Origin of the sequence: Cellulomonas sp. WB94, assembly GCF_003115775.1 — a bacterium.
In the GTDB taxonomy this organism is placed as follows: Bacteria; Actinomycetota; Actinomycetes; order Actinomycetales; family Cellulomonadaceae; genus Cellulomonas_A.
In genome coordinates this window covers 2197346-2218440 of the sequence record NZ_QEES01000002.1, presented here as the reverse complement: position 1 = coordinate 2218440, position 21095 = coordinate 2197346, and the positions used below count along the sequence as shown (strand labels likewise).

17 protein-coding genes are annotated in these 21095 nt (G+C 70.8%); 5 read left to right on the top strand and 12 right to left on the bottom strand.

Going from position 1 to position 21095, the window contains the following annotated elements:
• Positions 1–29: 29 nt before the first annotated feature.
• Genes DDP54_RS11440 through DDP54_RS11425 form a run of 4 tightly spaced genes read right to left on the bottom strand, consistent with a single transcriptional unit; the run spans position 30 to position 4146 of the window.
• Complete coding sequence (locus tag DDP54_RS11440) at positions 30–977, bottom strand: glycosyltransferase family 2 protein (RefSeq protein WP_158274516.1); 948 nt, start codon at positions 975–977, stop codon at positions 30–32.
• A complete protein-coding gene (locus tag DDP54_RS11435) occupies positions 974–1861 on the bottom strand; it encodes a glycosyltransferase (RefSeq protein ID WP_158274515.1) in 888 nt (295 codons plus the stop codon). Before DDP54_RS11435 ends, DDP54_RS11440 begins: the two co-directional genes overlap by 4 nt.
• Positions 1854–3302 (bottom strand): O-antigen ligase family protein, encoded by a 1449-nt coding sequence (locus DDP54_RS11430; RefSeq protein WP_109131841.1) that lies wholly within the window; start codon positions 3300–3302, stop codon positions 1854–1856. Before DDP54_RS11430 ends, DDP54_RS11435 begins: the two co-directional genes overlap by 8 nt.
• Positions 3295–4146 (bottom strand): hypothetical protein, encoded by an 852-nt coding sequence (locus DDP54_RS11425; RefSeq protein WP_109131840.1) that lies wholly within the window; start codon positions 4144–4146, stop codon positions 3295–3297. Before DDP54_RS11425 ends, DDP54_RS11430 begins: the two co-directional genes overlap by 8 nt.
• A 185-nt stretch (positions 4147–4331) precedes the next feature.
• Between DDP54_RS11425 and DDP54_RS11420 the strand changes: the two genes are divergently transcribed.
• Positions 4332–5177, top strand: coding sequence for a glycosyltransferase family 2 protein (locus tag DDP54_RS11420; protein WP_109131839.1), 846 nt, complete (start codon positions 4332–4334; stop codon positions 5175–5177).
• Between the two features lie 21 nt (positions 5178–5198).
• Here DDP54_RS11420 and DDP54_RS11415 read toward each other — a convergent pair whose 3' ends face one another.
• Positions 5199–6980 (bottom strand): ABC transporter ATP-binding protein, encoded by a 1782-nt coding sequence (locus DDP54_RS11415; RefSeq protein WP_242448362.1) that lies wholly within the window; start codon positions 6978–6980, stop codon positions 5199–5201.
• A 236-nt stretch (positions 6981–7216) separates the two neighbouring features.
• Here DDP54_RS11415 and DDP54_RS11410 point away from each other — a divergent pair, with 236 nt between their 5' ends.
• Both DDP54_RS11410 and DDP54_RS11405 read left to right on the top strand, forming a co-directional pair.
• A complete protein-coding gene (locus tag DDP54_RS11410; RefSeq protein ID WP_109131837.1) occupies positions 7217–9541 on the top strand; it encodes a hypothetical protein in 2325 nt (774 codons plus the stop codon).
• On the top strand, positions 9538–10461 hold the full coding sequence (locus DDP54_RS11405; RefSeq protein ID WP_158274514.1) for a glycosyltransferase family A protein: 924 nt from the start codon (positions 9538–9540) through the stop codon (positions 10459–10461). The genes DDP54_RS11410 and DDP54_RS11405 overlap by 4 nt, the downstream gene beginning before the upstream one ends.
• 44 nt (positions 10462–10505) lie before the next feature.
• On the opposite strand, the gene DDP54_RS11400 is transcribed toward DDP54_RS11405, so the two are convergent.
• Complete coding sequence (locus DDP54_RS11400) at positions 10506–11357, bottom strand: glycosyltransferase (protein WP_158274513.1); 852 nt, start codon at positions 11355–11357, stop codon at positions 10506–10508.
• Positions 11358–11520: 163 nt separating this feature from the next.
• Between DDP54_RS11400 and DDP54_RS18200 the strand changes: the two genes are divergently transcribed.
• Positions 11521–12666, top strand: coding sequence for a right-handed parallel beta-helix repeat-containing protein (locus DDP54_RS18200; RefSeq protein ID WP_158274512.1), 1146 nt, complete (start codon positions 11521–11523; stop codon positions 12664–12666).
• Positions 12667–13005: 339 nt separating this feature from the next.
• Positions 13006–13659, top strand: coding sequence for a right-handed parallel beta-helix repeat-containing protein (locus DDP54_RS11385; RefSeq protein ID WP_158274511.1), 654 nt, complete (start codon positions 13006–13008; stop codon positions 13657–13659).
• Here DDP54_RS11385 and DDP54_RS11380 read toward each other — a convergent pair.
• The 6 genes from DDP54_RS11380 to glmU form a co-directional block, all read right to left on the bottom strand.
• A complete protein-coding gene (locus DDP54_RS11380) occupies positions 13652–15031 on the bottom strand; it encodes a glycosyltransferase family 4 protein (protein ID WP_242448361.1) in 1380 nt (459 codons plus the stop codon). The genes DDP54_RS11385 and DDP54_RS11380 overlap by 8 nt on opposite strands.
• Positions 15031–16587, bottom strand: a complete 1557-nt coding sequence (locus DDP54_RS11375; protein ID WP_109131831.1) for a sugar transferase — start codon at positions 16585–16587, stop codon at positions 15031–15033. The genes DDP54_RS11380 and DDP54_RS11375 overlap by 1 nt, the downstream gene beginning before the upstream one ends.
• Before the next feature lie 153 nt (positions 16588–16740).
• Positions 16741–17358, bottom strand: a complete 618-nt coding sequence (pth, locus tag DDP54_RS11370; protein WP_109131830.1) for an aminoacyl-tRNA hydrolase — start codon at positions 17356–17358, stop codon at positions 16741–16743.
• 121 nt (positions 17359–17479) lie between these two features.
• Positions 17480–18103 carry a 50S ribosomal protein L25/general stress protein Ctc gene (locus DDP54_RS11365; RefSeq protein ID WP_109131829.1) on the bottom strand — a complete coding sequence of 208 codons (624 nt, stop codon included), beginning with the start codon at positions 18101–18103 and terminating at the stop codon, positions 17480–17482.
• 261 nt (positions 18104–18364) lie between these two features.
• Positions 18365–19279 (bottom strand): ribose-phosphate diphosphokinase, encoded by a 915-nt coding sequence (locus tag DDP54_RS11360; protein WP_277949605.1) that lies wholly within the window; start codon positions 19277–19279, stop codon positions 18365–18367.
• Complete coding sequence (glmU, locus tag DDP54_RS11355) at positions 19167–20945, bottom strand: bifunctional UDP-N-acetylglucosamine diphosphorylase/glucosamine-1-phosphate N-acetyltransferase GlmU (protein ID WP_277949604.1); 1779 nt, start codon at positions 20943–20945, stop codon at positions 19167–19169. The genes DDP54_RS11360 and glmU overlap by 113 nt, the downstream gene beginning before the upstream one ends.
• Between the last annotated feature and the right edge of the window lie 150 nt (positions 20946–21095).

Here is a 21095-nt window from a genome sequence, read left to right as displayed (position 1 = left end):
GCACCGAGAAGTCTACGAGGCTGCGACCGTCAGGGCCGCGGCGGAGCGACGTCGGCCGATTCCCAGCCTCGGGTCCAGCTGCGATCTGCCCACGTCGGGAGCCACGCGGGCTCCGGCTTCCCCCGCAGTCGCTCGCCGAGGGCGCGCAGGCCTGTGCCGGCGACCAAGAAGAGCACTCCGAGCCGGGCCCGGCCCGGTGCCCAGTGCTTGCGCGCCAACGTCGCCTTCGCTGTCATCAGCATGCGGACCTTGTCGGGCCCCTGGCCGGAGGACGCCCCAGCGGCGTGGATCGCCACCGCGTCCGGGGTGATGGACGGGTGCATGCCGAGCTGGGCGGCCCGCAAGGACAGGTCCGCGTCCTCGCCGTACATGAAGTAGTCGAGGTCGAACCCTCCGAGCCGGTCCCAGGTCGAACGGCGCAGCATGAGGAGGCAGCCCGTCACGACGTCCACCCGTCGTGGGGTGTCCCGGTCCCACCGACCCAACGACTCGGGGTCGAAGAGGCGGGAGCGGCGGAACGTCGTGCTCAGACCCGTCGCGAAGCAGAACCAGCTCCAGAGCGTCGGGGCACCCCAGCAGGAGCTCGGGTCCACGGTCCCGTCAGGGCGCAAGGTCCGTCCGCCCACCAGCCCGGCGTCCGGGTCGCTGTCGAGGAAGCGCACCAACGCGTCGACGCACCGCGGCTGGACGACGGCATCGGGGTTGAGCAGCAGGATGCGCGCGCCGGTGGCGAGCTGCACGCCCCAGCTGCAGCCCGCAGCGAACCCGATGTTGCGCTCGGACAGCCGCAGGACCAGGCGGTCCGACCAGCGCTCGAGCAGGTCCACGGTCGGTCGCCCCGAACCGCTGTCGATGACGACGACCTCGAACGAGACGACCGGGCGAGCCTCGTCGAGCAGCGCACGCAGGCACCGCTCGACCCAGACCGGGCTGTTGTGGGTCACGATGACGACCGAGACCTCGGGCCCGGGGCTCATCGCACCTCCCTCGAGGTGAGGTCCGTCGACCATGTCGCGTCGCGGCGCACACGCCGGACCACGGCTGCCGCACGGCCGGCCACCGTGAGGGCACCGAAGACCATCACGTCCACCGGGCGCACGCGGCCAACCCGGAGCTGGCGCAGCACCTCGGCCGTGCGACGCGGCGGTTCGTCGCCGAGGCCCAGCTCACGGCTCAGGGCGCGGTTGCCGTTGATGATCCGGGCACGGCGGGCGACGAGGGCCCGCGCGGTCCGGGCCGCAAACACCGTGACCTCCTCGGGAACGACGACGCGGCGCTCCGGCGGGAAGGACAGTCGCACCCACCCGTCGTCGTTGACCACGTCCGGCAGCTCGCCGAGCTGGGCGAGCGCTGGACCGTTGAGCGCGAAGACACCCGACCCCACCATCGAGGCCGTGACATAGGACAACGAGGTCCACACCCTGTAGTAGCGCTGCACCGCCCACGACGACGACTCCGTGTCGAGCCGAAGCGTCGGGTAGGCCACGATCGCGAGCGGTGTGTCCAGCACGTCCGCCAACGCGCGCACCGCACTCGTCGGCAGCTCGACGTCGGCGTCCAGGACGATGACGGGACCGGCGGCCGCCAGGCTCATCCCCGCGCGGACGGCTGCGGCCTTGGACGGCTCCGGGAGGTCGAGCACCTGGTCCGACCCGGCCCGGCCGGCCAGGCTCGACAGTGCACGCGCCACGGTCTGGTCCGTCGACCCGTTGCTCACGACGAGCACCCTGAGGCCATGGGACAGCGCGTCGGAGGGGTCGGGCCGGGCGTCTGCGAGCAGGGCAGCAAGGCAACGCCCGATCACGGCCTCCTCGTTGTGGGCGGGGATGACGACCGTGATGGTTCGGCGCGCCTCAGCCACGGGTCGACCACCGGTTCGGCGCATCGTCCACGTCGATCGGTCCGGACAGCCGTCCGCCGGCCGCCATGCGACCCGCGGCCACGGGGACAGGCCGACCGCGGATCCGTTCGATCGCACTGGGGATCGGCACGCCGTCGTCGACACCCTGGCGCCACAGCGCCCCCGCGACGCCGGCGAGCACGAACGTCAGCACCGTCACCTGAGCGAAGCTGAACAGGTCGAAGAACAGCCCAGAGACACCGATCGCCAGGACGGCAGCCATGACGGCCTGGGCCCGGGAGGCATCCGCGGCGCGCGCGGCTCTCAGGCTCGCACCACGGCACGACGCGATGGCGAGCAGGAAGAAGAGGATGATCGCAGCGACAAGAACGATCCCGCCCTCGACCAGGGCGAGCAGGTACTGGTTGTCGAGGAAGAAGTAGTCCTCCGGGCGGAACGTGCCCAGACCACGCCCGAGGATCGGGGTCTGGCGGAAGAACTCGTCGATCTGCGCGTAGTCCTCGGTCCGGCCGCTGACGCTGTTGTCGGTCGAGGCATGCGTGAAGAAGCTCGTCACGGTGCCCAGCAGGCCAGGGATTGCAGCGCGCATCACCATCCCAGCGCCGAGACCGAGGATGAGCAGGGAGATCCTCTGCCGGACCGACAGCACGACGGCGTAGACGATGAGCGCGACCAGCACGACGAGGATGCCCGATCGCGAGACGCCCATCGGGATGGCGAGAAGGAGGCACACGGTCGCGACCGCCGCCAGGATGCGCCTGTTGTGGGTGCGGCCGAACCTCACGAAGTGCATGCCGAGCGGCACGAGCGCCCCACAGATCACGCCGAACTCGATGGGATGCCCCGCGGCGCCCTTGACCCGGAAGAACCCCCCGCGCGACCCCATCCCGCCGAGCTGCCGCGCGGTCATGCCAGGCAGGCGGAGCACGGCGGCGAGGTCGAACGGCTTCATGAACTGCAGGACCCCGACCAGCGCGCTCACCGTGGCCCCGATGAGGATCGCCGCGAGGAACGCGTCGGTCCGGGGCCGGTCGGCCGTGGTAGAGATCCCGAGGGCGACGATCGCGAGCGGGAACATCACGAGCGCGGCGCGCATGACCCCGCTCGACTCGGACTCGGTGAGGGTGCGCAGGCCGCTGGCTGCGACCGACGTCGCCAGCGCCCCGATCAGCAACCAGAGACCGATCTCTGCGGGCGACGACCGACGCGGCCGACGCACCCGCGCGACCCAGCCGACGATCACCGCGGCGGCGATCCAGAAGACGAGAAGACGGCCGACCCACCCGTTGGACTCCAACGGTCCGGAGAACACCAGCGCGGCCGGGACCGTGAGCGCCACGACCGGCAGGACGCCGATGGCGAACCACGGCCCCTGGGGCCTCGGCTCGCGATGCCGGGCGAGCTGGTCACCCCCGACCGGTTGCGTCCGGCCACTAGGCATCGGCGACCTCGGGCCTACGACCAGAGCCACGGGACGCGCCGTGGGACACCGTCTCGGCCAGATCTGCAGGCCCCACCTCGTCGGTGGGCACGTCGGCCGACGTCGTGCGAGGTTCACGCCCGCGGAGCCGGCGTCGCGCCTTCACCTGCGCAGCCCGGTCGCTGCTCCTGACGACCTCGTCCGGGTCGGCCTCCATCGTCGGGTCCGGGTCGGTCGGGAGCCCACCGCGCCAGCGCCGCAGTGCACTGTCGAGCGAGGTGGCGAACACGACGGCGATCGCGGCGCCGAGGACGAGGATGGCGCCAGCAGAACGCCACCGGCTTGGGGTGACGTCCTGCACCCGGTCCGCCGGGACCGCGGGAGCGATGCGATACAGCTTGATCTCCGGCGCGCCCGCTGCCGTCTGGAAGTTCGCGAGCACGACGCTCGCCTCGGTCGTCACGGCCTCGAGCGTCGACGTCACGACCTCGGGCGTGGGCCCGGTCGCGTCGATCCTGATGATGGGCTGGTCGGCGGACGCCGTCGCGGAGAACGTGACGTCAGAGGCGTCACCCAGCCCGACCAGGTTGCGGTAGTCCCGGGAGTTGATGTTTCGCGCCAGCACCGCAGCGGCGAACCGTGGGCCGCCGGACCCGGAGTAGGGGTTGTCAGGAACAGGGGTCTCCACCGTGCCTTCGACGGCCTGCGGCGTGCTGTTCGGGAGCACCACGATCGACACGGCACTGCTGTAGACCGAGGGCACAGACTGGTAGGCCTGAAAGGACATCCACGCCGTGAGAGCGACGATCGGCACCGTGACGTACCAGCGTCGCAGGCAGGTGCCGATGATCGTGAACAGGTCCATGCCGTTACCTCGGTTTTCCCCCGGATTGTCCCGAACGCCACAATATGCCACCTTCGACAAGGTGCTCGATGCCCCCGGAACCAGGGGCAGCCAAGTTCACCCGACCGGCGGCAAGCCCGAGGCAGGAGCCACCCGTCCGTGGCAACACTGCCCGGTAACGTCAGAAGGTCCCTCAGGAGGCTCGCATGACCGGTGTGGTCGACATCTTGATGATCACCTACAACAGCCCGGAGCACGTCAAGGTGTCGCTCCCGCACCTGCTGTCGACGTGCGACGAGCACTCCCGCGTCTGGCTGTGGCACAACGGAACCGACGAGGAGACCCTCAGCGCCGTGCGTGAGCACTCCGCCGACCCTCGGGTCCACCGATTCCACCACAGCCCGGAGAACGTCCGACTGACGGCGCCCACGAACTGGCTGTGGGCCGAGGCCGATGGCGACTACGTCTCCAAGGTCGATGACGACTGCCTGCCCGAGGACGGCTGGGTCGGCCGCCTGCGCAGCATGCACGAGTCGAACCCCGAGTTCGGGGCGATCGGCTGCTGGCGCTTCCTGGACGAGGACTTCATGCCGGAGCTGGCTGCCAAGAAGATCGTCGAGTACCGGGCCGGCTACAGCCTCCTGCGCAACCACTGGGTCCAGGGGAGCGGGTACCTGCTGCCGCGCGCCATGGTCGAGCGCACCGGCCCCCTGGCTCAAGGCCAGTCCTTCTCGCAGTACTGCATCGCCCTCGCGCGCCTCGGAGCGGTGAACGGCTGGGCCTACCCGTTCATCCACGAGGACAACATGGACGACCCTCGCTCACCCCACACGCTGTTCCGTACGGATGCCGACCTCCTGCGTCGGATGCCCCTGACGGCGCGGAAGCTCGGCATCCGTACGGTCGAGGCCTGGGCGGAGCAGGAGCACGAGTCGGCAGTCGCCGTCCAGCGGGCGACGCTCGACCTGCGCCAGTACGCCGGCTGGCGGGCCAAGGCGCACAACGTCCGGCGTCGGCTGCAGCAGATCGTCCGGGGTCGCGGCTCCTGGTAGCGAGAGGTCCGTGCGTTCGGGCTATGCCTCGTGCGATGCGGCACCCTGCCTACGGGTGATCTCACTGACGTCGCGGAAGAAGTCGTTCGTCGCAAGCAGCTCCGACGGGCGGTCGATCGCCTGGAGCCGGCCGTCGACCACCACCATGACGCGGTCGCAGATCGACAACGTCGACAGCCGGTGCGCGACGAGGAACAGGATCAGATCGCCCTTGAGCCGGCTCAGCGACTCCTGCACGAGCTCCTCCGAGCGGACGTCCAACGCGCTGGTGGGCTCGTCGAGGATCAGGACGTCGGGCTGCGCCGCCAGCGCGCGCGCGAGGCACAGCCGCTGTCGCTGACCGCCCGACACCGCCGACGCACGCTGACCGATGACGGTGTCATAGCCCTCGGGCCACGACTCGATCTCGCTGTGGATGTGCGCTCGGCGGGCGGCGGTCTGGATGTCGTCGTCCGTCAGCTCGGGCCGGTAGAACCTGATGTTGTCCCACACGGTCCCCCAGATGAGCTGAGGCGTCTGCGGGACGTACGCGACGTGGCGCTGCCAGTCCGACCGCTGCAGCTCGCGCGCGTCGCGGCCGTTGATCACGACCTCGCCCTGCTCCGGGTCACGCAGCCGGAGGAGGAGCTGCACGATGGACGACTTGCCGGCCCCCGAGGGACCGACGATGCCCACCGCCTCGCCTCGCCGCACGTCGAAGCTGATGCCGTGCAGGACGTCCTTCCCGGGGACGTAGGAGAAGTGCACGCCACTCATCCCCATGCGCTCGACCGTCGGCAGCGGCAAGGGGCCGTCCTGCTGGGGGTTGTCGGTGTACCGCTCGATCGCGTCGGCGAGGCGGTTCATGAACGGCGACGCCTCGTCGAGGTTCGTCACAGCTGTCTGGATCTGCTGGCCGTAGCTGAGTGACCGCACGAGCAGGAGCACGACGGAGCCGAGCGCGGCGATCTTGCTCGCGTCCACGAGCGAGACGGCGACCAGCGCCAGCACCATCACCAGCAGGGCGACGCTCTGGTAGAGGGCCGGGACGGCGCCGGCCAAGAACCGGGTCCGGAGCATCGGAGCCCGCACGTGCTCGATGCGCGCGTAGAAGGTCTCCCGGTAGTTGGTGGAGGCGCCGAACACCTGGGCCTCCTCGGCCATCAGGACGACCTCCTGGACGCCCTTGGAGTACTCGATGTTTTCGGTGCTCAACGCCTTCGCGTGACGTCGGAGCCGCCGCGCCAGCGGACGCAAGGACAGGAACAGCCCCAGGGAGGCGACGCTGAGGATGACGGCAGCCACGGGGCTCAGCACGAGCGCCGAGACCAGGAGGGTCAGGAACATCAGGGCCGAGGTGATCCCGGTGCCCAGGGTGATGATCGCCTGGCTCGTGGTCGTGATGTGCAGGTTCATGAGCGACTGGAACTGTCCGTCGCGCTCGGACGACTTGATCGCCCACGAGGCTCCGTGGAACGCGTCGAACAGCTGGCGCCGGAGCTGCGCCATGGCGTGCGCGCTCATTGCTGCGGGAAGGTACGCCAACCACACCTGCAGCCCGCCGCGCAGGACGGCGAGGCCCAGGGCGACGCCGAACATCGTGGGGAGCCCGGCGTTCACGGTCGCCGGTCCGACGTGCGCCGTCACGTCGGTGCGGCCCTGCGACAGCGCCGTCGCGACCGTGGCGATCAGGGCAAGGAGGGTCGCCTCGGCGAGACCCGCGACCACGGCGACGACCGAGAGGATCGCGAGGCGGTTGCGCGAGCCGCGAAAGAAGGAAGAGATCCGACGCCAGGCGGCCCATGCGCGCCGGAAGGCCGACACCAGGTTCGGTCGACCGACCGGCGATGGGGCCGGCGGGTCAGGGCTCGGCACGGATGCGTTCAACGGTGTCGTCCTCGCTCTCGACGGCGGCGGGAGGAGCGCGGCCACGAACACCGTACCGCCCGCCGAACATTCCACCCATTTTGGACGTACATGACCGTATGGCCGGGGGCCAGTCGGGTGAAAGGTCGGACAGACCGCCCAGACGGTCACAAAAGCGCCCTAAAGTTCTCAGGGTGGACCTCCTCTCGCTCCTGCCACCCGAGAGCCGCGTCATCGACGTGGGAGCCACGAACGCGGACCTCGCACGGACCCTCGCCGCCGCGGGACTGACCCGCTACCTCGGGCTGGTCCCGGCTGAGCAGCTCGATCAGGCCCGCACCAGTGCGGGCGCCATCGGGTCTCGCCTCTGGCCGCTGAACGCACCGGCCCAGGCGTTGCGCGCCAGCTGCGACGTGCTGGTCCTCCGGTCGCCCTTCGCTCGGCTGCTGTGGGTGGTGCGCGACCTGAGAGACGTCAGGTTCGTCGCTGTCGAGCACTCCCTGGTGCCGTCTCCACGGGGCGTGGAGGCCGACGTCGCACGGTTCGTGAGCCGGCTCCGCGGAGCGGCGTCGGCACGCGGTCGCTGGACCGCCGGCGGCACCCGCTTCGCGGTGCTCGAGCTCACCCCCAAGCACCGGGCGCAGCCCCGACCGCGCCACTACCTCTCCCCCGTTGTGGGAGTCGATGGCCTGGCCCAACAGCTCGAGCGCGAAGGCGTGCGGTACGCGGCCCTGCGATGGTTCGAGACCCTGCCCGAGCTCGCGCCCGGAGAGGACCTGGACCTCCTGGTCGCAGACGTCGACCTCGCCACCGTGCATCGGGTCCTCGCGGAGGAGCCTGGGACCATCCCTGTCGACGTCTACAGCGAGACCGGGCTCGAAGGTGCCGACTTCCAGAACGCCGCCTACTACCCCCCAGGCCTCGCGCGGCAGATGCTCGACCATGCCGTGACGCACAGCAGCGGAACCCGGGTGCCGTGCCCGACCGACCACCTGCACTCGATGGCGTACCACGCGGTGTACCACAAGGGCCTGCGATCCGGCCTACCCTCTACCGACAGCGCCCGCGGCACCGGGAGCGACGCCGCGGGCGACCCTCCGGAGCACGACTACACCTCGGTCCTGCGCGACCTGGCGCAGGCCGTGGGCGTCGCGCTGCCGGGCACCCTCGAAGAGATCGACGGCTACCTGGCGAGCGTCGGGTGGCGGCCGCCCCCGGACACCGTGCGCCGTCTTGCGACCGTCAACCCCTGGGTCCGCGAGCACGTCGTCCCCGAGACGGCGGCCGGACCCGAGCAGACCCCCGAGATCTCCGTGTTCTTCGTCCGCGAACGCGCCCTCACGGTCATCGGCCTGGACGACGTCACCGCCGTCCTTGACCATTTCGGGTTCGAGGTCCTCGAGGCGCGCGAGCTCGACGACGAGGCGCGGAGCCGGTGCACGAGCGAGGCGCGCGGTGGGAACTGGGGGCGTGGCCCGTTCCCCGAGAGCGGGGGCGGCCCTGCCGCCGTCATCGTCGCTCTCCACCACGCACGGCAGCCGGTCGTCGGCGCTGTCAAGGTGCGGTACCCGCAGCTCACCAACGCGGAGGTCTACTTCGCCAAACGCCGCATCCGCGAGCTCGTCGACGCACGCGTACCGACCGGCGAGCGCTTCAACCCTGTGCACTCCTCCGACGACGTCGTCGATGCCTGGCACTACATCGAGCTGGCGATGCCCGAGCAGATCGACGCGTTGCACGCCGAGGCAGATCGCCGCGCGGAGGCGTTCCTACCGACCGCGCCCGTGGTGGCTGAGCTCAGCCGTGGTCGCCGCGCGAGGGTCCAGGTCGTGCAGAGCCCGCAGGGACCCGTCGTGCGCAAGACGTACGCCGAGGGCTTCCGTCGTTTCCTCGACCGCGAGGTCGCGGCCATCCGCGAGCTGGGTCCGCTGGTCGACGCCGTGCCACCACTCGTCGAGGTCGGACCGAACTGGTTCAGCTGTCCGCTCTACGAGGACACCCTGCCGCCGATGGGGTCGCTGCCCGGCGGCCGGCTCGTGCCGTTGCCGGTACTGCGGCAGATGGTCACGGTGCTCCGCCAGATCCACGACCTGGGGTACGACCTGGTCGACGCCAAGCCGCAGAACTTCGTGCTGGACGCCCGGATCGGTCTGAAGATCCTGGACTTCGAGTTCGCGTACCGATACCCCGAGGGGCAGGTCCCGCCGTTCGCGAGGAGCTACAACTTCGTCGGCCCTCCGCCGGGCTTCGCCGGCGACGTCCCCGTCGGGCCGACGACCTACGACCATCGCTGGCGCGGGCACACGGGCCTGCCGCTCGACGTGCTCGTCGACGGCTCTCCTGCGTCGCAGCACCTGCATCGAGCCCTGTTCCGGATGCAGCGGATGCTCGCAGGACCGTACTCACCGGCGCGACGAGGGGCACGCGTCGCCCGCCGCGTGCTCGTCCGCGCGCGGTCCAGGGCGAGTCGGACCTTCACCGCATGGACGCGGCACCGGGCCGAGGTGGCGGCGCGATGAAGAGCGAGTCCGGCCCCGGGAGCGCGCCCATGGTCTCCGTCGTCGTGCCGGTGTACAACGACGTCGATCGCCTTCGGCTCTGCCTGGACGCCCTGGCTGCGCAGCAGTACCCGCACGACAGGCTCGAGGTCGTGGTCGTGGACAACAGCTCGACCGAGGACCTGCGGCCCGCTCTGCCGGACGACGACCGGTTCCGGCTCGTCGCCGAGCAGCGGCGGGGCTCGTACGCCGCCCGGAACACGGGCGTCAGCGTCGCGACCGGGACCGTCCTCGCGTTCACGGACGCGGACTGCCGGCCGCACCCGGACTGGCTGGCGAACGCGGTCGCCCGCCTCGAAACCGCCGACCGACCCGATGCGGTCGGCGGCGCGATCCACCTGGTGTTCCGGCACGGGTCGGCCGCCACCAGCGGACCCGAGCTGTACGAGCTCCTGCACGGGTTCCAGCAGGCGAGATACATCGAGAAGTTCTCGTTCGCCGCCACCGCCAACCTCGTCGTGCAGGCCGCCGCGTTCCGACGTGTCGGCAACTTCGACGCGAGCCTGAAGTCGGGCGGCGACCTCAACTGGGGAACCCGGCTCGCCGCCTCCGGGGGCACCCTCGTCTTCAGCGAGCACGCCGTTGTCGACCACCCGTCCCGTCCGAGCTGGCGCGACCTCGCCCAGAAGTCCCTGCGAGTGGCGACCGGATTGGCTGACGGGTCGGGCCCGACGACTCGCCGCGAGCTCCTCGCGTCGGCTCGGCACGAGGCACGCACGGCCGCGTCCGTCTGGCTCAGGGTCTGGAGCCAGGAGCTCCCGGCAAGCCTGCCGGCCAAGGTGCGCTACGCCGCGGCGTTCACGCTCGTCCGGCTGGTCCGCTGCGGTGTCGCGCTCCGGCGGGCAGCCGCGTCACATCCTGGGCGTCGTGGTCCGAGCTAGTGGGGGGTCGAGCTGGTCGCGGCTCGATCTGGTCGCGGCTCGAGCTAGAGGTACCGCACGCGGAACCGCACGCTGCCGACCACTCGACCCGCCGCGCCGGCAGCCTCGGTCACCCACTGCCACCGCCTGCGCGCGGAGAACGGTGCCAGCGGAGCGGTCACGACGAGGCGAGCCCACCTCCACCCGACCCCGACGAGGCGCGGCCGGGGCATGCCGTGCGGACCGAAGTCCCGGAAGAGCCTCCCCCGCGAACGGGCGGTGCGGTACGACTTGACCGCCGCGGCCCGCAGCGAGCTCCGGTGCCGGTAGGCGACCACGGCGTCCTCGGCGTAACCGATCTGGTATCCGGCCAGCTGGAGCCGCCAGCAGAACTCCGTGTCGGTGCAGCCGTACTCGTAGTCCTCGGCAAACCCACCGACCGCGCTCCAGGCTGACCGGCGCACGCCGAGGTTCGCGGTGATGGCTCGGGGCAGGAAGCCCGCGGCCACGGGAACACCGTCGGGATGGCGCTCCATCGTGCTGCCGAACGCATCGTTGTCGATGCGCCCGCCGACGACGTCCGTCTGCTCCAAGGCGCGGGCCATCGCGTCGAGCCAGCCCGGCGCCACACGGTCGTCGGCATCGCAGTACAGCAGGAGCTCGCCGGACCCTGACCGCGCGCCGAGGTTGCGTGCGGCGTTCGCGCCCGGGCGGGAGCAGCTCACGACCACCAGTCGGGGCAGCCTGTCCCTGAACGACTCCGCGACGGTGACGGTGCCGTCGGTCGATCCGTTGTCGACGACAACGAGCTCCCACGGGACGTTCGTCTGCTGCGCGGCGAGCGCCTCGAGCTGCTCCCCGATCGTGCCGACCGCGTTGAGCGCGGGCATCACGACCGTGACAATTGCGACATTCACAATCGGGATTTTATGCGGTATGTCCGAGTTTGTCCAGGGCGTTTGCCATGCCATATCAAATTCCCCTAACTTGGTGGACATGTTACGCCGAACGGGTGAACGACCCGGACAAGCCACCCCCTCGTCGCCTCGCGGCCTCCGCCGCCTGTCGACTGCCCGGAGCGTGCGAGCCAGCCTGTTGGCTGCGCTCGTGCTGGGTGCGACCGCAACGGTCGTCGGCAGCGCTTCCGCCCACCCCGAACCAGAAGCTGTCGCGGAGCCTGTGGCCGTCGCGACGCCGAGCAGCGCAGCGATCCTGAAGGACGACCTCGACCTGGTCGATGCTCGCCGAGCCGAGGCATGGCACGCGTCGCGGAGCGAGGCTCGCAGCCTCCTGGAGCTGCGGTCTCACAAGCGCACGTCGACAGCGACCGCGACGCCCGCCCCGACAACCACCCCCACGGCCACCCCCACCCCTGCACCCACGGCCACGGCCACGGCCACAGCAACCCCTGCACCGACAGCGACCGCCACCCCGACCCCGGTCGCCACGTCGACGGCCACCCAGCCGGTGAGCGCTCCAGTGGTCGCCGCATCGTCGACCGGCTTCCCGAACGCCTCGACGACCGGCGTCCCTGCCGGCGTCACGCTGACGCCGTCCGGCTCGATCACGATCTCTCAGGACGGCACGGTCATCGACGGCCTGCAGATCACCGGGACCGTGACGGTCAACGCCAACAACGTCACCGTCCGACGGACGCTGATCAAGAACACCGGCAGCATCCCGGTCAGGGTCAACGGCAAGGCCTTCGTCATGGAGGACAGCGAGATCGACGGCCAGGGCGGTGGCAACCCTGCGGTCGCCTACAGCAACTACACGCTGCGCCGGGTGAACATCCATGACGTCGCGGAGGGCCCGCGGATCTCGGGTGGGAATGTCACGATCGAGGCGTCGTACATCCACAACCTCCTGCAGGTGGGGAGCAACCACACCGATGCCGTCCAGTCGACCGGTGGCTCGAACATCGTGCTGCGCGGCAACACCATCCAGGTGAACAACCCGCAGACCAGTACGTACGGAAATGCTGGCTTCCAGTACGGCGAAGAGAACAGCCAGATCCGCAACTGCACCGTGGACGGAAACCTTTTCGACGGAGGCAATTACACGATCAATGGCGGCGGCGGCGGCACGACCGGCGCTGCGTGCACATTCCTGAACAACCAGTTCCAGCGGGACTTCCGGTACGGACCTCGGGGCAACCTCGGGCCGAACACGGTCTGGGACAGCGCCTCGAACGTCTGGTTCGACACGAAGGTCAGTCTCGGCTGATCCGGAACATGAGGATCGTGGCCGCCCGGGCGATGTCGCCCCGGACCCGGATGGCCATACCTTAGGCGCGTGGGGCACCTCGACCGCGCGCGTCCCCGACGACGTCGGGACACCACGGTGGCGTCCAGCACCCGGTCAACGGGTCGCTGGACGCCACTGCGGCGTGCAGCCGCGGCCGGGATCGGCGTCGGCCTCCTCGCCGCTGCCCTGCTGCTGGCTCCGGGCCCGCGACCGACAGACCCAGGCGGCGATGGCGCACCTGCTCCGCGGACCTTCCCCGACGGCAGCACCACCGGAGTCCCCTCGGGGACGGTCCTCCGGCCGTCCTCGTCGATCACGGTGAGCAAGGACGGCGCCGTCATCGACGGGCTCGACATCGCGGGCACGGTGACAGTGACGGCCGACGACGTCGTCATCCGCAACACACGCATCCGGAACACCGGGCATTATCCCGTGCGCCTCCTCGGCGCCGCGAACCTGCTGATCGAAGACAGCGAGATCGACGGGCAGGGCAAGGGCGACGCGGCCGTGGCGTTCAACCACTACACCCTTCGCCGCGTCAACATCCACGACGTGGTGGACGGTCCGCGCATCGCCGGCGACGACGTCACCATCGAAGACTCGTACGTCCACGCGCTGGTCGGGGTCAACGGCTCCCACACCGACGCCCTGCAGATCGTCGGCGGTCGACGGATCGTGGTGCGCGGCAACAACCTCCAGGCGTACGACGACCAGACCGGACAGTCCAACGCCGCGGTGATGCTCGGCGAGGAGGACTCGCCCGTCCGGGACTGCCTGATCGAGGACAACCTGCTGAACGGCGGCAACTACACCGTCAACGCGGGCGGGGGCGGCACGCGAGGAGCGCAATGCGTGTTCCGCGACAACCGGTTCGGTCGGGACGCACGGTACGGCGCACGGGCGAACCTCGGACCGGCGATCGTCTGGGACCGCTCGAACGCGTGGCTGGACTCCGGTCGACCGATCAGCTGACCGGACCGCGCGGGGCGTCCGGTCGTGCGGCTCGGCGCGGCACTGCCGGGCGCGGCACCGCTCGACGCCCCGCTGCCGGGCGCGGCACTGCTCGGCGCGGCGCGAGCCGCCGGAACACCTCGAGGTACACCGGCTCCTGCTTGCTCCAGCGCAGCGAGTCCTCGACGCGCTTGCGGCCGATCGCCCCCATGCGCGCACGCCGCTCGGGATCGTCGAGGAGCTCGGCGATCGCCTTGCCCAGGGCGGCGTCGTCGTCCTTCGTCACGTACGAGCCCGCGTCGCCGGCCGAGCGGCGGTTCTCCACGAGGTCAAAGCCCACGACGGGCAGCTCGAAGGACATGTACTCGAGCGTCTTGTTCATCGTCGACTTGTCGTTGAACTCGTTCTTGGGGTCCGGGGTCACCCCGAGGGACGCCGACGACAGCCATCGGGTGATCTCCTCCGGACCGACCTTGCCCGTGAACGTGACGACGTCGTCGAGACCGCGCGTCCGGGACTCGACGCGCAGCGCGTCGAGGCAGTCGCCGAACCCGAGCAGGCCGAAGTGCGCATCGGTACGGCCCATGACGTGGACGTAGTGGTCGATCGCGCCCAGCAGCCGATCGACGCCGTCCTGCGGGCCCATGATCCCCAGGTAGCACACGAGGTGGTCGCGGCCGTGCCTGAGCGCAGGGTCGCCATCGGTGCGACGCATGGCATCGGGGTCCGGGGCACTCAGGACGATGCTCGTCCGCTCGACCGGGACACGTCCCCGCCGCAGGGCGATCTCCTGGTACGAGGGATTCGTCGAGATGACCTGGTCTGCCGTCGCGTAGGTGGCACGTTCGAGCAGAAGAAGGCCTCGGTGCAGCAGCCCGGCCCGACCGAACCGTGCCGAGTAGACCTCGGGGCACAGGTCGTGCTGGTCATAGACGAAGCGCTTGCCGCCGAACACCTTGTACAGGAGCCCGAGCAGCCAGTAGGTGTCCGGCGGGTTGCAGGCCTGGAGGACGTCGAAGCCCTCACGGCGGGCGACGCCGACCGACAGCAGCGCGGTGCGGAGCCAGCAGTAGAGGAACTCGACGACGTACCCACCGACACCCGACCGCGGGCGCGGCGGGGCGTAGGTGTGGATCCTGACCCCGTCGAGCGTCCGGTGCGCCGGCTGCCCGTCGTCGCGCGGGCAGATGACCGAGACCTGGTGGCCGGCACCGACGAGGGTCTGGCACTCGAGCCACACACGGCGATCGAGAGGGACCGACAGGTTCTGCACGACGATCAAGACCCGGGCCAGAGGTGGGCTCCCGGCAGCCCCGTCCGGAGCCGTGCCGGTGGCTGCCGTCGTGCTGGCACGCCCGGCTCGTGGCGAGCTGCCACGGTCGACCGTCGCCATCAGTACGCTCCCGCTCCCCGCAGCACGACACGGAACGTCTTCCACAGGATGAACAGGTCCATGGTGACCGACCAGTTGTCGACGTACCGCAGGTCGAGCCGGATCGACTCCTCCCAGCTGAGGTCCGCCCTGCCACTGACCTGCCACAGGCCCGTCAGCCCGGGCCGCACCCGCAGGCGACGGTTGACCGCGTCGCGGTAGGCGTCCACCTCTTCGGGAAGCGGCGGTCGAGGACCGACGAGTGACATGTCGCCGCGCAGGACGTTCCACAGCTGTGGCAGCTCGTCGAGCGAGTATCGGCGCAGCACGCGGCCCACCGGCGTGACGCGCGGGTCGTCGTGCATCTTGAACATCAGGCCGTCGCGGTCGCTGTGCTCCAGGAGGAGCGCCCTGCGGGCATCTGCGTCCTGGTACATGCTCCGCAGCTTCCACATCGTGAACTCTCGCCCGTCGATGCCGATGCGGCGCTGGCGGTAGAACGGCACGCCCGGGCTCGTCACCGCCACGGCAACTGCTGAACCCGCGATCACGGGAAGTGCCGCAGCCAGCAGGCACGCCCCAATCGTCCGGTCGAGCGCGGCCTTCGCGAGCCTCCGCGACCGCGGGGAGCTCGTCTCGACCTCGAGCAAGGTCAGACCGGCGGTCGGCCGCAGCTGGATGCGCGGGCCGAGGACCTCCACGAGCCCCGGCGCGACCACGAGCGCGGCGCCGGAGCGACCCAGCGCCCAGGACAACCGCCGCAGCGCCTCACCGGCGAGCTGGCTCCCGGTCACGATGACGACGTCGATGTGGTGGTCGAAGGCGACCTGCGGGATGTCAGCGAGCGCGCCCAGGACAGGGACGGCGTCCTGGGTCGGCTTGTCGGTGACAGCAGGTAGGCACAGGCCGACGATCTGGTAACCGTGATGGGGGGCCGCGCGCAAGTCGGTGACGACCTGGTGGACGGAGAGGGCGTCACCCACGACGAGCGTCCGCGACATGGCCTCGCCACGAGCGCGTCGCCGGTGGAGGTTTCGGCGCAGCGCGTATCGACCGACCGCCACCGTCGGGACGATGGTCAGGATGGTGCCCCCGACCAGCTCGCGCGGCATGTCCCAGGCGACCGCGACGCTCGTCAGACCCACAGCCGCCACCGCGCCGACACCGGCCCTCATCACGGCACGGAACTCCTCGGGTCCGTCGCCGACGGACCGGCGGTCGTAGCCGCCGAACGCCACCAGGAACGCCAGGAAGACGAGCGCGACAGCGATCGGCCAGAGGCCCCGACGACCTCTCGCGCCGTGCGCCAGGAGGAGGACGCTCAGGACGACGGCCGTCGACGTCACGACGTCGGAGCACAGCACGCGGATGAGGTAGCTCCTCGCCACCGTCCGCCAGCCGTCGTGGTCGGTCTCGGCGACCGGGTGCTCGGCGGCGCGGGTACCGACGCGGAAGGGCTGAGTGGACGCCCAGGAGGCCCTGGGCCCCGCGGCCAGCCGACGGCGGTCCACCTGGAGGTCCGCCGGCGCGAGGCTGAGAGCCGCCCCGAGGACTCTCTTGTCGTCCAATATCGTCATGTCTCCCCCTTCGACGAGAGTGTCGTCAACCAGGAGGCTATGGCGCCCGTTGTGATACCGATAGACCCTTATGTCCGATTTCACCCGTGTGGAGGCTATGCTTCACCCGTTCACGGGCCTAGAGCACCCACCCAGGGCCGGCGGCGGGCAGGCTCAGGACTTCGTGTGGTACTTCAGTTGCGCCTTCTCGAGCCCCTCGGTCACGACCATCTCGACGGCGTCCGCCGCCGCGTCGACGAGCCACGCGAGATCCTTGCGCTCGGCGGCTGTGAAGTCCCGGAGCACGTAGTCGGCTGCCTCCATGCGGCCCGGCGGTCGCCCGACCCCGACCCGGACCCGCACGTAGTCCTTCGTGCCGAGCGCCTTGGTGGTGTCCCGCAGACCGTTGTGGCCGCCCTCGCCGCCACCGATCTTGAGCTTGATGTCCCCGAACGGGATGTCCAGGTCGTCGTGCACCATGACGACCCGCTCAGCCGGCACGTCGTGGTACTGCGCGAGCGCGGACACCGGCCCGCCCGAGACGTTCATGAAGGTGCTCGGCTTGGCAAGCACGACGCGCGGACCCGGCACCCCGCCGGGGAGCACACCGATCCTTGCCTCGGCAACGGCTGCCTTCGGGCGCCGTGACAGCATCCCGCCGCGGGAGCCGAGGACGGCACCCGTCCGCCGCGCGAGCTCGTCCAGGACCATCGCCCCCACGTTGTGCCGGTTGCCGGCGTACTGGGCCCCGGGGTTGCCGAGCCCGACGACGAGCCAGGGGCCCTCGGTCATGTCGATCCTTCCGTTCGCCCCGCGACGGTGGGGAACGCGAGCGCGCCCGGCACCGTCGAACGGTACCGGGCGCGATCGCGTGCGCAGGTCAGCGGCCCGAGGCCGCGACCCGTGGGGTTGCTCAGGCCTCGGCGGCCGCGGCGGACTTCGCGGACTGCGAGGCGGCCAGGTCGGCGACGGCGGCGTCGGCCGCGATGTCGGCGGCAGAGGTCTGCGGAGCCGAGATCGTCAGGACCGTCGCCTCGGGGTCCGTGATGAGCGTCGCGCCGGCCGGCAGGGTGATCGCACCGGCGGTGATGAGGTCACCGGCGACGAGGCCCTCGATCGAGACCTCGACGTGGCGCGGCAGGTTGGTCGCCTCGGCCTCGAGCTCGAGCGTCTGCAGCTCGACGATGTGGATCGTGCCCGGGTAGGACTCGCCGACGACGACGACGGGGATCTCGACGTCGACCTTCTCGCCCTTCGTGACGATCAGGAGGTCGACGTGCTCGATGACGTTCTTGACCGGCTCGCGCTGGACGTCCTTCGTGATGGCCAGCGTCGTCTTGCCGTCGATCTCGATCGCGAAGAGGGCGTTCGCCTGCTTGAGCGCGAGGAACGTCTCGTGACCCGGGAGCGACACGTGCAGCGGGTCCGAGCCGTGCCCGTACAGCACGGCGGGGATACGACCGGCGCGGCGCGTGCGGCGGGCCGCACCCTTGCCGAAGTCGGTGCGGGTGGTGGCGACGAGCTTGACCTCGGACACGGGGACTCCAGATGTGGACGACGACAGATGGGGGCCTGCAGTGGTGGTGGCCTCGACGCGGGACGCAGGACGGGCACGCGGAGGCGTCCTGCCCAGTCGATCACGGAGTTGGTGGTCCGGTCCGATCTGCGGAGATCCCGCAGCCCTGACCGTCCGACGTCCCTCGCCGAGGCAACCTGACGATCTTACTCGCCGCGGCGCTCATTCCCAACCTGGGTTGGGCCGCCCGTTCCCGACCTTGGCGGGACTCGGGCGTGGGACTCAGGCCTGGCCGTCGAAGAGCGACGTCACCGAGCCGTCGTCGAACACCTCGCGGATCGCGCGGGCCAGCAGGGGTGCGATCGAGAGCACAGTGAGCTGCGGGAACCGGCGGTCCTCGGGGATCGGCAGCGTGTCGGTGACGACGACCTCGCGCGCCCCGCACTGCATGAGGCGGTCGACGGCCGGGTCGGACAGCACGCCGTGCGTGGCGGCGACGATCACGTCCTTGGCACCGGCCTCCATGAGGACCCGTACCGCCCCCGTGATGGTCCCGGCGGTGTCGATGAGGTCGTCGACCAGCACGCAGCTGCGGCCCTCGACGTCACCCACGACGCGGTTGGCGACGGTGCGGTTCGGGCGGCTGATGTCGCGCGTCTTGTGGATGAACGCGAGGGGTCCGCCGCCGAGCTTGGCGGCCCACTGCTCCGCGACCCGGATGCGACCCGCGTCGGGCGAGACGACCGTCACGTTCGTGGTGTCGACGCGGGTCCGGACGTACTCGACGAGGATCGGCATCGCCCAGAGGTGGTCGACGGGTCCGTCGAAGAATCCCTGGATCTGTGCGGCGTGCAGGTCGACGCTCATCAGCCGGTCGGCGCCCGCGGTCTTGAACAGGTCGGACATGAGCCGCGCCGAGATCGGCTCCCGCCCGCGGTGCTTCTTGTCCTGGCGCGCGTAGCCGTAGAACGGCGCGACGACCGTGATCGTCTTCGCAGACGCCCGCTTGAGGGCGTCGACCATGAGCAGCTGCTCCATGATCCACTGGTTGATGGGCGCCGCATGGCTCTGCAGCACGAACGCGTCAGCACCGCGGATCGACTCCCCGAAGCGGACGTAGATCTCGCCGTTGGCGAAGTCGTAGGCCGTGGTCGGGACGAGGGTGCTGCCGAGCGACTCCGAGACGGCGACCGCCAGGTCGGGGTGCGCCCGCCCCGAGATCAGCACCAGCCGTCGTTCTCCGTCGTTCGAGATGATGCCGGTGTTCACACGTCGTCCTTCGTGGTCGGCTGGGCATCGCGCAACGGTGCCGGGGGCGCTGGGAGGTCCGGTGGGGGGTCGGTGCGGTGCCCCCGGCGGCGAGCTGGGCGCGGTCGCGCTCCGCCCGGGCCTGCGGCGAGAGGTCCTCGGCGGCGATCGCGGCCAGGGCGCGTGCTGCTGCATCGGCGGCCGGGGTGCCGGCGCGTGCCCGCAGGACCCAGCCGTCGATGTTGCGCTGCGTCCCGCTGCTCACGGCGAGCGCGCCCGGCGGCACGTCCTGCTTGATGACGCTGCCCGCACCGGTGTACGCGCCGTCGCCGACCGTGACCGGTGCGATGAACTTGGTGTCGGAGCCGGTCCGGGCGTACGAGCCGATCGTCGTGTGGTGCTTGCGGACGCCGTCGTAGTTGACGAAGACCGAGGACGCCCCGATGTTCGTCTGCTCGCCGATCGTCGCGTCGCCGACGTAGCTCAGGTGCGGGACCTTCGAGCCGGCACCGATCTGCGCGTTCTTCGTCTCGACGAACGTGCCGATCTTGCCGTCCTCGCCGAGCACCGTGCCGGGACGCAGGTACGCGAACGGGCCCACGGTCGCGCGCGCCCCGATGACGGCGAGCGATCCGTGCGTGCGGACGACTGTCGCGCCGGGACCGACCTCGACGTCGGTGAGCGTCGTGTCGGGTCCGACCGTCGCGCCCTCGGCGACGACCGTCGCTCCGTGCAGCTGCGTGCCGGGCAGCAGCGTGACGTCGCGGGCCAGCTCGACGTCGACGTCGACCCACGTGGTCGCGGGGTCGACGACCGTGACGCCGGCGACCATCCAGTCCTCGAGGATGCGCCGGTTGAGCTCCGCGCGCAGCGCGGCGAGCTGGACGCGGTCGTTGACGCCCTGGACGAGCAGCGGGTCGTCGGTGCGCAGCGCGCGGACGCGGCCGCCGGCGGTCCGTGCGATCGCCAGCACGTCGGTCAGGTAGACCTCGCCCTGCGCGTTGTCACGGCCGAGGCTGCCCAGCGCGTCGCGCAGGACACCCGCGTCGAACACGTAGACCGAGGAGTTGACCTCCTGGACCGCGCGCTGGTCGGGGTCGGCGTCCCGCTCCTCGACGATCCCGAGCACGTCGCCCGAGTCCGCGTCGCGCAGGACGCGTCCGTAGCCGGTGGGGTCGTCGAGCTCGGTCGTCAGCACGGTGACCGCGTTGCCGTCGACCGTGTGGGCCGCGAGCAGCTCCGCGAGCGTGCCGCCGTCGAGCAGCGGGATGTCGCCCGCGAGGACCACGACCGCGCCCTCGAGCCGCGCATGCGTGGCGACGCCGGGGACACCGGGACCGTCGCCCGCGCTCGCGCCGGCGACGGTGGCCTGGGCGGCCGCATCGAGCACGGACAGGCCGATCTGGACGGCGCGGCCCGTGCCGGGCACCTCGTCCTGGTCGGCGAGCAGGACCTCGGGGTCGAGCTCGAGGGCGTGCGCGGCGACGGCGTCCCGGCCGTGCCGCACGACGACCGCGAGGCGGCCGGGCTCGAGCGAACGGGCTGCGACGAGGGCGTGGCCGAGCATGCTGCGGCCCGCGAGGGTGTGCAGGACTTTCGGTGTCGCCGAGCGCATCCGTGTGCCTTCACCTGCGGCGAGGACGATGACGGCGGCTGGGCGGGGGGTGGTCACCTGCGTGTGCTCCCGTCGGAACTGCCCGATGCCCGGGCGAAGGATCTGGCGCACGTGCACTCTACCGCCGCTCGCGGGTCGTCCCGTGCCGCC

What these genes read in the sequence shown, in the direction of transcription:
- DDP54_RS11440 (WP_158274516.1), bottom strand. Translation starts at nt 977, where the DNA reads ATGAGCCCCGGGCCCGAGGTCTCGGTCGTCATCGTGACCCACAACAGC.
- DDP54_RS11430 (WP_109131841.1), bottom strand. Translation starts at nt 3,302, where the DNA reads ATGCCTAGTGGCCGGACGCAACCGGTCGGGGGTGACCAGCTCGCCCGG.
- DDP54_RS11425 (WP_109131840.1), bottom strand. Translation starts at nt 4,146, where the DNA reads ATGGACCTGTTCACGATCATCGGCACCTGCCTGCGACGCTGGTACGTC.
- DDP54_RS11420 (WP_109131839.1), top strand. Translation starts at nt 4,332, where the DNA reads ATGACCGGTGTGGTCGACATCTTGATGATCACCTACAACAGCCCGGAG.
- DDP54_RS11405 (WP_158274514.1), top strand. Translation starts at nt 9,538, where the DNA reads ATGAAGAGCGAGTCCGGCCCCGGGAGCGCGCCCATGGTCTCCGTCGTC.
- DDP54_RS11380 (WP_242448361.1), bottom strand. Translation starts at nt 15,031, where the DNA reads ATGGCGACGGTCGACCGTGGCAGCTCGCCACGAGCCGGGCGTGCCAGC.
- DDP54_RS11375 (WP_109131831.1), bottom strand. Translation starts at nt 16,587, where the DNA reads ATGACGATATTGGACGACAAGAGAGTCCTCGGGGCGGCTCTCAGCCTC.
- pth (WP_109131830.1), bottom strand. Translation starts at nt 17,358, where the DNA reads ATGACCGAGGGCCCCTGGCTCGTCGTCGGGCTCGGCAACCCCGGGGCC.
- glmU (WP_277949604.1), bottom strand. Translation starts at nt 20,945, where the DNA reads ATGCGCTCGGCGACACCGAAAGTCCTGCACACCCTCGCGGGCCGCAGC.